The organism is Blattabacterium cuenoti (genome assembly GCF_014251315.1).
GTDB classification, from domain to species: Bacteria; Bacteroidota; Bacteroidia; order Flavobacteriales; family Blattabacteriaceae; genus Blattabacterium; species Blattabacterium cuenoti_AJ.
Genome location: NZ_CP059185.1, coordinates 548292 through 559677, shown reverse-complemented (window position 1 = coordinate 559677; position 11386 = coordinate 548292). Strand labels below are relative to the sequence as shown.

The following is an 11386-nucleotide window of genomic DNA, read 5'->3' as shown; positions in this document are numbered from 1 at the left end:
AAAAATTATATGAAAAAAAATACCATTTTTTATTTTCTATTATTTATTTCTTTATTTGGATATTCATATTCTTCATATTCTAAGGATCAAGAATGTCATAAAAAAATAGTTTGTCTTAATAGTATGGCTTTGATAGAGAAAATGCCAGAATTTTCTACTGCTCAAAAGGAATTAGATAGAATTAGCAAAATTCATGAAAATATATTAGATAAATTAGCAAAAGAATTTCATAAAAAAGCAGAAAAATTTCAAAAAAATAAAAATCCAATTCTTAAAAAAGAATTAGAGATTTTACAAGCAAGAGCTCATGCTTATCAAAAAACTGCTTCAGATGATTTAACCAAAAAACAAAATAAATTATTAAATCCTATATATAAGAAAATAGAAAATGCTATTCATAAAGTAATAGATAAAGATAAAAGTATTATAAGAGTTGATGATTGTAGTCCTGGAAAAGGCGTTTTAGTTAATAAAGGTGAAGATATAACTGAAGAAGTTAAAAAGGAATTAGGAGTAAGATAAGTAAGTAAGTGGAAAAGTGGTATCTCCCGGAATCGAACCGGGGACACAAGGATTTTCAGTCCTTTGCTCTACCTACTGAGCTAAGATACCAAAACATAAAAACAAAAGTACAATAAAATAATCAGTAATAAATTTTGTTATTATTTTTTTTTATTATTTTTTTTTCTATTTTCTTGTGTAAATAGAAAATCCTTAATAAGGATAAATAAAAAAGAAGTTCCTAAAAATATTTTTATTAAAACAAGTTTTTTTTATAAAGAAAAAGGATTTTTAAAATTTGTAATTTATTCTTCCGTAATCAAAGAATATGCTTTTTATACTTTATTTCCAAATGGTTTGAATTTATTTATTTATGATAAAAATGATAACAAATATACTTATCTTAGTGCAGATTGGGTAAAATCAGTTGATAAAATATTTTATCACATTAAAGGAAATATCAAAATTATGAATCCTGAAGGGTTTTTTTTGAAAACTGATGAAATTTTCTGGGATAGAAGAAATAAAAGAATATTTAATAACAAATATACAGTTATATCTAATTCAAATGGGATTATACTGCATGCGACAAATGGAATAGAAGCTTCTGAAGATTTAAAAAAAATTAGATTAAAAAATATTAGTGGGACTTTTCCTATTAAATAATATAATTTTTCATATTAGTATAGTTTTTATTACTATACTTGTATCTGCTTTTTTTTCTGGAATGGAAATGGCTTTAATTTCTTCTAGTTTATTTAAAATAGAATTAGAAAAAGAAAAAAAGAAAGGATCTTTTCATTCTAAACTTCTTTCAAAAAGTATTAGTAATTCTAAAAAGTTTATTACGACAATGCTAATTGGTAATACCATATCTTTAGTTATATATGGTATTCATATGGGAAAATTATTTTTGTCTTTTTTTCCAAAAGAATTCTTGGATAATTCTTTATGGATAATTTTTTTAGAAACAGTTTTTTCTGCTACTATTATTTTAATTATTGGAGAATTTATTCCAAAAATAATATTTAGTGTGTATTCAAATGAATTATTGAGTTTATTCATTGTTCCTGTATATGTTATATACAAAATATTTTATCCTATTACGAATTCTATTATTTGGATTTCTAATGTTTTTTTAAAAATTTTAGGAGAACAAAAAAATGATAAAAAAAAAATTTTTGATAAAGAAGATTTGATTTGTTTTTTATCAGAAAATATAGAAAAAAATGTAAGAGGAAAAGAATTCATAGAATCTGAAATTGAAATTTTTCATAAAGCTTTGGATTTTTCTGAAAAAAAAGCACGAGAATGTATGGTCCCTAGAAAAGAAATAGTTTCTTCTAATCTAGTTTTTTCTTCTATAGATAATATTAGAAATCTTTTTACAGAAAGTGGATTATCTAAAATCGTTATTTATAAAAATAACATAGATAATATTATAGGTTACATTCATTATTTAGAATTATTGAAAAAACCAAAAAATATTGATTCTATAATTAGATCAGTAGAATTAGTTTATGTCACAACTCCCGTCAGGGAAATCATGGATCTTTTAATCAAAAAAAAAAGAAGTATCGCTATAGTATTAGATGAGTATGGGGGGACAGCAGGAATGATAACTATAGAAGATATTTTAGAAGAATTTCTTGGAGACATTAGAGATGAACATGATGAAAATTTATTATTGGATAATAAATTAAATGATCATGAATTTTTGTTTTCTGCTCGTTTAGAAATCGATTTTATTAATGCTAAATATAATTTAGATCTTCCTAAATCTGATAAATATGAAACTTTAGGAGGTTTGATTGTAACTTATACAGGAGATATTCCAAGAAGTGGAGATCAAATTCTTCTCAAGAAAAATTTTTATATTGAAATAAAAAAAGTGTCTAAAAATAAAATAGAAGAAGTTTTCCTTAAAAAAGAAATTTTAGAATGAGTTTTTTAGAAAAAATTAGAAAAAATACATGGATAATTTTCTTTTTTATAAGCATATCCTTGATATTTTTTATATTAGATCCTAACATTTTGCTTAAATTTTTTACTGAAAATTCCACTATTATTGGAAAAGTAAATGGAGAGAATGTCTTTTTAGAAGAATACCTTGATTGTTTTAAATTTTTGAAACGATTTCGTGAAAATGAGCCTGATCATTATTTGAAAAATGATGCTTGGAAATTATTAATTCATGAAAAAGTATTAAATCAACAAGCCAAAAAATTAGGAATACAAAGTACAGAAAAAGATTTTTGGAAAGCAATAGAAAAGCAATCGATATATAGTAAAATTATTGATTTTCAAAATGAAAAAGGAAAAATGGATATGAAAAAATTTCAATTATATTTAAAATATTTAGAAAAATTACCTTTGAATTTAACCCCTCAAGTAGAAATAGAAAAAAATATTTGGTCTTATGAAAAAAAGAATATTCCGAAAAGAATAATTACAAAAAAATATGTAGAAATGTTAATGCATGGATTAAATACATCTTTTATAGAAGCTCAATTAAATTATAAAGATAAAAATTTATTTTCTATAATAGATTATATATTTATTCCTTATTCAGAAATAGAAAAAAAATGTAATATAATAAAAAGTCATGAAATTTATGATTTTATTAAAAAAAACAAATTTCTTTACAAAAAAGAAAATTTAAGAAATCTTAGTTTTGTAATTTTTCGTTCTCATCCATCATCTTCTGATGAAAGAAATATGGATATAGAAATAAAAAAATTGTTTAATCAATTTAAGTTTTCCAATCATAATTCTACAATTGTTTCTAATCAATCTGAAAAACCTTTTGATTCAAATTTTTATTTGAAAAAAAATCTTCCTATTGTTTTGCAACATTTCTTGGATAAGAAAAATAAAATCGGAAGTATGTTTGGTCCAGTTAAAGACAATAATATTTATATTATGGCTAAACTCACTGGAAAAAAAATGGTATATAATACAGTTTTATCCAGTCATATATTAATTTCTCATAAGGATTCTATACGTTTTCCTAAAAATAGAACTAAAAAGAAAGCTGAAAAAATAGCGAAAATAATATATGATATTGTTATGAAAAATCCTAATAAATTCAATTCTTTAGTAATGGAAAAATCTGATGATGTCATCAGTGCAAAAAAAAATAAAGGAAGTTTAGGATGGATAAAATATGAAGAACAAAATGAAGCATTTAAGGGTTCGTTTAATTTCTTTTCTTCAAAAAATAAAAAAGGAACAATAGGTTTGACTGAAACTAAATTTGGATACCATATTATTAGAATTGATGAAGTAAAAGATATCAAACCTACTTATCAATTTGCTATAATAATCAAAACACTAACTCCATCAAAAAAAACAGAAAATATTTTGTATCAAGAAGTTGTACAATTTATGAAAGAAAATAAAAATTTAAATCTTAATACGTTTCTTAATAATGCAAGAAAAAAAAGATATGAAACTATTTTTTTGAAAGAAATAAAAAATTATCAATGGAATATTGATGATTTGAATACAGAATTGGACAAAGAAATCATAAATTGGTCTTATGAAAAAAAGAGAAAAGAGGGAGATAAAAAAATTTTTTACACTTCAAATAAAGATTACATCATGGTTTTTTTATCTAAGATTCAAAAAAAAGGATTTCCCATTGAAGAAATAAAAAACAATATTATTCCTTTTCTGATTAATAAAAAAATAGATCATTATCTATATAAAATAATGAAAAATAAATGTAAAAATTTGGAAGAAATAGCTTTTCTTTTTTCTAAAAAAATAAATAAATCTTGCAAAATCAATTTTTATCAGTCTATGATTGAAAACAATCAAGAACCTAAAGTGGCAGGATATGCTTTTTCCTCAAAATTATATGAAACTTCTAAACCAATATTAGGAGAAAAAGGTGTCTTTTTTATAAGACCATTGAAACGTTTTAATACATATAAAAAATTTTCTTATTCCGAGATAGAAACTTTGAATACTTTTTTAAGAAAAAATATTTTAGAAGAAATAGGAAATGTATTAATTGAAAAATCTAATATTAAAGATTATAGAAAAAATATATAATATTTAATTGATTGAATTATTTCGTTTTATAGAATAAGGAGGGATATGTTTGTTTCCTTTTTTTTCTTCATAAATTTCTTTTTTTTTTATAGATTGATTAACATTATTTTGAATTATTTCATTTTTAATTTTCGTTTTAGCATTTCTTAAATAACGTATTCCTTCTCCCAATCCACGAGCTATGTCTGGTATTTTTTTAGGGCCAAAAACAAGTATGGCTATAAAAATGATAAAGAAACTTTCTTCTATACTAATAAATAAAAAATTTTTCATTTTTTTATATTTTTTTTACAACAATCATATACTATAGATGGAGCTATGAATATGGAGGAATAAGTTCCAACACTGATTCCAATAAATAGAGCTAATAGAAAACTATGAAGAACTTTTCCTCCAAATAAGAAAATAATCAAAATTACTAATAAAGTAATAAAAGAAGTATTTATAGTTCTAGTAAGAGAACTACAGATTCCTTTATTTATGGTTTCTTTCATCATAAACAATGTTTCTTTTGAAATGTTTCTAATTTTATCATAAACTATTACGGTATCATTGATAGAATAGCCTATTATCGTTAATAAAGCAGCTATAAAAGTTTGATCTATTTCTAGAATAGGAAATTTTTTGTGAAAAAAAGAAAATATTCCAAGAACGATAATTGAATCGTGAATTAGAGAAACTACTGCTCCTAATCCAAATTGCCATTTTTTGAATCTTATAAAGATATATGCAAAAATACCTATTAAAGAAATTGTAATAGAAATAAAAGCTTTGTGAATCATATCTATAGCGACTATAGGTCCTACTTTTTCAATAGATATAATGCCTAATGACTTATTTTTTTTTATATTTTTAAAGTTATCAAAATTTATAGGAAAAAAAGATTTTAAAGCTGTGAACATTTTTTTTAAAATTATTTCGTCAGCTTGGTTATTTTCTTCCCATATTTTGTATTTTGTGACTATTTTGAGTTGATTTTCATCTCCGAATGTTTGTACCCTAGGAAAGGAAGGTTTTCCATTTTCTATGAATGTTTTTGATAAAATTTCTGAAATCTTTTCAGGAACTATTTTACGATCAAAAAGAATTACATAAGAACGTCCTCCAACAAAATCTAATCCAAGATTGAATCCTTTTAAGAAAAAAGAAAATATACTAATAATAACGAGAGCACAAGAAATCATATAAACCCATTTTCTTTTGGTCAAAAAGTCATATTGCATATTTTTAATTTTATTCAAAACAAGAATTAACATTTTTTTTTGAAAAAAAATTTTTTTATATTTTTTTAAATGCCATTCTAAAAATAATCTTCCTAAACAAGTTGAAGTAAACATAGATATAATAATTCCAATAATTAAGGTAGTAGAAAATCCTCGAATTGGTCCTGTTCCAAAATAAAATAAAATGATTCCACATAATAAAGTCGTTATTTGTCCATCTATAATAGATGATAAAGCCCCCTGTAATGTGTAACTATTATTAATAGATATTAATGTGGAGATCTTATTTTGAATATTTTCTTTTATTTTTTCATAAATGATAATATTAGCATCCATAGACATTGCTAATGTTAGTATAATCCCTGCGATACCAGGAAAAGTTAACACTGCATTCATAGAAATGAGAACCCCAAAAATAAATATGATATTAAAAATTAGAATAATATCAGCATATAACCCTGGAATTGAGTAGTAAAAAAACATCCAAATAAATATAAAAAATAAGGCTATTAAAAAAGATATGATTCCTCTTAGAATAGATTCTTTTCCTAAAGAGGGACCCATTATGTCAGTTTGAATTACTCTTACAGAGGTAGGCAATTCTCCTGTATTTAATACATTTATTAAATCATTAGATTCTTGTATTGAAAAATTTCCATATATTTGAGACATCCCATTTGGGATGACTGATTTTACTACAGGGGCTGCATATACTAAATTATCAAGTACTATTGCGATACTTTTCCCCATATTTCTTTCTGTGAACATTTTCCATTTTTTAGTTCCTTCTTGATTCATTTTTATATTTATAAATGTTTCATTTAAAGGACCAAAAGATTTGTAAGCATGGGTAACCACATCTCCATTTAAAGAATGAAATGTTTTTTCATTATTGATTTTTACAGCAAATAATTGAAAAAAGTTATCTAAATTTTTAGATCCCCACAAAAATTTTACATCATGTAAATGATAGGGTAAAGAATTTATAGCTTCTGGAGAATTTAAAAAATCGGAAATGATTTTTTTATATTTTATATGAACTAATCCGACTACATTTGAAGATTTTATAAGAGGAAGATTTAAAAAATCAATAAAAAATTTATTTCCATAATATTTTTTATTGATTGTATTAAAGTATGAAATAATTTCTTGAAAATTATAAGTTTCAAAAAAATGTAATTCCGCTTTTTTTTCTAAAATATTTTTTATTCTATCTATATTTTTTATTCCAGACAATTCTATTAAAATTCGATTAGAATTTTTTATTCGTTGAATATTGGGTTGTATGATTCCAAATCTATCTATTCTAGATCTTAAAATATTCTGAATAGAAATCATAGATGATTCTACTTTTTTTCTTAAAAATTTTTCCACTTCTGAATCAGAACTATTAAAATTAATATCTTCATTATTCGAATTATTTCCAAATAAATTTGTAGAAGATAAATTGATATTTAATTTTTGATTTTTTGTTTCTTGATTAAAGAAATTAATGAAAGATGATAAATAATCTATATTTGGATTTTCTTTTTTTTTAATATCTGCATTTTCTAATGCTTTTAGAAAAATAAAATTTTGAGAATTTTCAGAAAATTTTTGTAACAAATCTTTTTCAGATATATCTAAAATCATACTAATTCCTCCTTTTAAATCTAATCCTAGATTTAAAGTTTTTTTATTATTTTTTTCAGAATATATGCTATATGATATGTAATATAAACAAATTGTGGTCAATATTATAGTTACAAAAATCGTAAAAAAGTTTCTTATACGCATTTTTTTTTTCTATCGATTTGCATAAAAAAATTTATATGTGAAATTATTATTTTATCAACAGATTAAAAAATTTTTATAATTATCTTTATTGGGTTTAAGAGAATTAAATGAATGCACTTGAAAAAATTTTAGCTTATTCAAAGGCTTATAAATATCATTATATTATTAATATAATATGTAATTTTTTATATTCTTTATTTTCAGTTATATCCATAATATCTATTTCACCTGTGTTGAGCATTTTACTTGAATCATCAGAACACAAAAATAAAACAACATTTTTTAATTCTTTTAATGAATATTTTGATTTTATTATAAAATATTTTCATAATCACATCAAAATATTATCATATAAGTATGGAAAAATAAATACTTTAGCTGTATTTTGTATTTTCATTATTTTTCTTTTTTTAATTAGAAATGTTTTTCGATACTTAGCTGAATATTTTTTAATAGGAATAAAGACTTCTATAGTTCGAAATATTCGAAACGATTTTCACAAAAAAATACTTTCTTTACCCATAATTTTTTTTTCAAACAATAGAAATGGAGATTTAATGTCTAGATTATCTAATGATGTTAATGAAATAGAAGTTTCCATTGTTAGTTCTTTAGCTAATTTGATTAGTTCTCCTATAATGATTACTTTTCATTTGCTTACCTTATTTTTTATGAATTATCAATTGACATTATTTTCTTTTTTGCTGCTCCCTTTAATGGGTTTTTTTTTATCTATTATAGGAAATAGTTTAAAAAAAGATGCAAGAGGAGCTCAAAATCAGTTAGGTAAATTATTTTCTGTTATAGAAGAAACTTTAAATTCTACTAAAATTATAAATATTTTCAATGCAGAGAATCAAATGCAAAAACGTTTTGAACAAGTATCTGAATATCAGAAAATACTTTCTTCTCGTGTTAATAGGAAAAAAGAACTCGCTTCTCCTATGAGCGAATTTTTAGGCTCTATAACAATAATTTTAATTATTTGGTATGGAGGAAAACTTTTTTTGGAAAAAAAAGGAATGGGTGCAGAAATACTTTTTCCTTTTATAGGACTATTTTTCCAAATTATTAATCCAGCGAAAAGTTTAGTTAATTCTATATCCAATATTCAAAAAGGAAGAGCAGCAGCAGAACGTATTGTCGAAATTTTGAATACAAAATGTGTATCAAATAATAAAATTAAATATAAATCTATTTTTCATTTTGAAAATGAAATTTTATTTCGTAATGTGTCATATACTCACAATAAATTGATATTAATTCAAAATTTAAGTTTTTCTTTAAAAAAAGGAAAAACTGTAGTTTTAGTAGGTAGATCTGGTAGTGGAAAATCTACTATTGCTAATTTATTAGCTAATTTTTATGATGCAACATCTGGTAAAATTACTGTAGATGGAACGAATATTAAACATTTAAAAATTAAAGATTATAGGAGATTATTAGGATTTGTAACTCAAGAACCGGTTCTTTTTAATGATTCTGTTTTTAATAATATAGCATTAGGATCAGAAAAAATATCTATCAATTCTGTCATACAAGCAGCTAAAATTGCTAACGCACATTGTTTTATAGAAAAACTACCAAAAGGATATGATACAATTATTGGATATAACGGAAATAAATTATCCTTAGGTCAAAAACAAAGAATTAGCATAGCTAGAGCTGTGTTTAAAAATCCTCCAATTATGATTTTGGATGAAGCAACTTCATTATTAGATCCAGAATCGGAAATTACAGTTCAAAAAGCATTAAATGATCTAATAAAAAATAGAACATCTCTTGTAATAGCACATAAATTATCTTCTTATATTATACAAAATGCAGATTATATTATTGTGTTGGAAAAAGGAAAAATTATAGAACAAGGACAACACAATACTCTAATCTCAAAAAAAGGAACTTATAGTAAGTTAATGGCTATACAAAGTTTTTAAAAATGAATATTGAAAAATATTTTTCAGAAATTATTCATCATCCTCTTCTATCTATTTATATTATAGGAAACTTATTTTTAATAGAAAGTATTCTATCTATAGATAATGCAACAGTGTTAGCTTCTATGATTATAAATCTTAAAAAAGAAGATAGAAAAAAAGCCATAAAATATGGAATTATTGGCGCTTATTTTTTTCGAGGTTTATGTCTATTATTTGCTTCCATATTAATAAAAATATGGTGGTTAAAACCATTAGGAGGAATTTATTTGATTTTTGTAGGATTAAATCATTTTTTTCGAAAAAAAAATTCTATATCAAATCATCTAAAAAATGAAAATACACAATATTATTTTTGGAAAGTCATTTTTATGATAGAAATGATGGATTTAGCTTTTTCTATTGATAATATTTTTGCTTCTGTTGCTTTATCAGAAAATTTAATATTAATTTTTTTAGGTGTATGTATAGGAATTTTGTCGATGCGATTAATTGCACAATTTTTTGTTCAATTAATGGATAAATTTCCAGAATTAAAACATTCTGCTTTTTTCGTAATTATTATTCTCGGAATGAAACTTGTTTTTTTTTCAAAAAAACATATTCCTAATTTATTTTCATTTTTCTTTTCAGAAAAAACATTTTCTTTATTAATTTTTTCAATATTCATATTTCCCATTTTTTTATCATGTATAAAAAAAATAATAAATAAATCAAAATAATATGGTAATAGGATCTTCTAGAAAATTTTTAAGAGAATGAATATATTCACTTCCTTTAGCTCCATCTATAATTCTATGATCACAAGATAATGTAATTTTCATAATATTTCCTATTTCAATTTTATAATTTTTAACAATTGGACGTATCATAATAGATCCTATAGATAATATAGACGTATTAGGTGTATTTATAATAGAAGTAAAAGATTCTATTCCATACATTCCTAAATTAGAAACGGTGAAAGTACTATTTTCTATTTCTTCTGGTTGTATTTTTTTTGATTTTGAACGTGACGCTTTATCTTTAATTTCTTTAGAAATTTGCAGCAATGATTTTTGATCTGCATTTTTAATAACTGGAACTATTAATCCATCTTTTATAGCTACAGCAACGCCAATGTGAATATTTGGATGTATTATGATTCTTTCTTCGTTCCATGATACATTCATATCAGGATGTTTTGATAGAGATTTAGCCACTGCTTTTATAATAATATCATTGAATGATATTTTTTCTTCTAAGGAAAGTTTATCATTTAAATTTTTCCTAAATCCAATTAACTTATCCATATTTATTTCACTAAATAAATAATAATGTGGAGCTGAGAATTTAGAATAAGTTAAATGTTCTGCTATTTTTTTTCTAATAGAAGAATGAACAGTCTCTTGGGTTTCACTTTCATTTTGGTTTTTTTTTTCGTAAAATTCTATATCTCTTTTGATAATTCTCCCATATTCTCCACTTCCTTTTATTTTATTTATAGGAATACCTATTTTTTTAGCCATTTTTTTTGCTACAGGAGAGATAAATATTTTTTTATTTTTTTTTCCGTTCTCTTTTTTGATTTCTTGATTTCCTTGTTCTTTTTTTTTAGATTCTAATTTAGAAATGATATGACTTATATCTTCCCCTTCATTTCCTATGATCGCTAATACGTCATTTACACGAGTAGTTTCCCCTTCTTTAACTCCAATAAAAAGTAAAACACCACTAACATCTATCTCAAAATCTTGAGTAGCTTTATCAGTTTCTATTTCAGCTAAAATATCACCTTCTGAAACTTTATCTCCTATTTTTTTATTCCATTTGATTACAGTCCCCTCTTTCATTGTGTCACTTAATTGGGGCATAGATATTATTTCTGCCATTATTTTTATTTTAAGTTAT

The 11386-nt window shown here is 23.1% G+C and carries 9 protein-coding genes and 1 tRNA gene; 6 read left to right on the top strand and 4 right to left on the bottom strand.

Annotated features, from left to right (window positions below; genetic code table 11):
* Window positions 1-9: 9 nt before the first annotated feature.
* Window positions 10-522 (top strand): OmpH family outer membrane protein, encoded by a 513-nt coding sequence (locus H0H74_RS02735; protein ID WP_185849168.1) that lies wholly within the window; start codon window positions 10-12, stop codon window positions 520-522.
* A gap of 17 nt (window positions 523-539) precedes the next feature.
* On the opposite strand, the gene H0H74_RS02730 is transcribed toward H0H74_RS02735, so the two are convergent.
* Window positions 540-612, bottom strand: a tRNA-Phe gene (locus H0H74_RS02730).
* Window positions 613-858: 246 nt separating this feature from the next.
* Here H0H74_RS02730 and H0H74_RS02725 point away from each other — a divergent pair.
* The 3 genes from H0H74_RS02725 to H0H74_RS02715 are packed head-to-tail and all read left to right on the top strand — an operon-like array spanning window position 859 to window position 4560.
* Window positions 859-1167, top strand: a complete 309-nt coding sequence (locus H0H74_RS02725; RefSeq protein WP_238784088.1) for a hypothetical protein — start codon at window positions 859-861, stop codon at window positions 1165-1167.
* A gap of 1 nt (window position 1168) precedes the next feature.
* Entirely contained in the window at window positions 1169-2446 is a 1278-nt protein-coding gene (locus H0H74_RS02720) for a hemolysin family protein (RefSeq protein ID WP_185849513.1), read from the top strand.
* Entirely contained in the window at window positions 2443-4560 is a 2118-nt protein-coding gene (locus tag H0H74_RS02715) for a SurA N-terminal domain-containing protein (RefSeq protein ID WP_185849167.1), read from the top strand. Before H0H74_RS02720 ends, H0H74_RS02715 begins: the two co-directional genes overlap by 4 nt.
* 3 nt (window positions 4561-4563) lie before the next feature.
* Here H0H74_RS02715 and H0H74_RS02710 read toward each other — a convergent pair whose 3' ends face one another.
* Together H0H74_RS02710 and secD are read right to left on the bottom strand one after the other, a co-directional pair.
* Window positions 4564-4833, bottom strand: a complete 270-nt coding sequence (locus H0H74_RS02710) for a Sec-independent protein translocase subunit TatA/TatB (RefSeq protein WP_185849166.1) — start codon at window positions 4831-4833, stop codon at window positions 4564-4566.
* A complete protein-coding gene (secD, locus tag H0H74_RS02705) occupies window positions 4830-7559 on the bottom strand; it encodes a protein translocase subunit SecD (protein ID WP_185849165.1) in 2730 nt (909 codons plus the stop codon). The genes H0H74_RS02710 and secD overlap by 4 nt, the downstream gene beginning before the upstream one ends.
* A gap of 107 nt (window positions 7560-7666) precedes the next feature.
* Between secD and H0H74_RS02700 the strand changes: the two genes are divergently transcribed.
* Both H0H74_RS02700 and H0H74_RS02695 read left to right on the top strand, forming a co-directional pair.
* Window positions 7667-9496 carry an ABC transporter ATP-binding protein gene (locus H0H74_RS02700; protein WP_185849164.1) on the top strand — a complete coding sequence of 610 codons (1830 nt, stop codon included), beginning with the start codon at window positions 7667-7669 and terminating at the stop codon, window positions 9494-9496.
* Between the two features lie 2 nt (window positions 9497-9498).
* A complete protein-coding gene (locus tag H0H74_RS02695) occupies window positions 9499-10218 on the top strand; it encodes a DUF475 domain-containing protein (RefSeq protein ID WP_185849163.1) in 720 nt (239 codons plus the stop codon).
* On the opposite strand, the gene H0H74_RS02690 is transcribed toward H0H74_RS02695, so the two are convergent.
* Entirely contained in the window at window positions 10210-11367 is a 1158-nt protein-coding gene (locus H0H74_RS02690) for a dihydrolipoamide acetyltransferase family protein (RefSeq protein WP_185849162.1), read from the bottom strand. The two genes, H0H74_RS02695 and H0H74_RS02690, sit on opposite strands and share 9 nt — an antisense overlap.
* Window positions 11368-11386: the final 19 nt, after the last annotated feature.

Bases quoted from the DNA above. Each gene is read 5' to 3' on its own strand.
- H0H74_RS02735 (WP_185849168.1), top strand. From the start codon at position 10: ATGAAAAAAAATACCATTTTTTATTTTCTATTATTTATTTCTTTATTT.
- H0H74_RS02715 (WP_185849167.1), top strand. From the start codon at position 2,443: ATGAGTTTTTTAGAAAAAATTAGAAAAAATACATGGATAATTTTCTTT.
- H0H74_RS02710 (WP_185849166.1), bottom strand. From the start codon at position 4,833: ATGAAAAATTTTTTATTTATTAGTATAGAAGAAAGTTTCTTTATCATT.
- secD (WP_185849165.1), bottom strand. From the start codon at position 7,559: ATGCGTATAAGAAACTTTTTTACGATTTTTGTAACTATAATATTGACC.
- H0H74_RS02700 (WP_185849164.1), top strand. From the start codon at position 7,667: ATGAATGCACTTGAAAAAATTTTAGCTTATTCAAAGGCTTATAAATAT.
- H0H74_RS02695 (WP_185849163.1), top strand. From the start codon at position 9,499: ATGAATATTGAAAAATATTTTTCAGAAATTATTCATCATCCTCTTCTA.
- H0H74_RS02690 (WP_185849162.1), bottom strand. From the start codon at position 11,367: ATGGCAGAAATAATATCTATGCCCCAATTAAGTGACACAATGAAAGAG.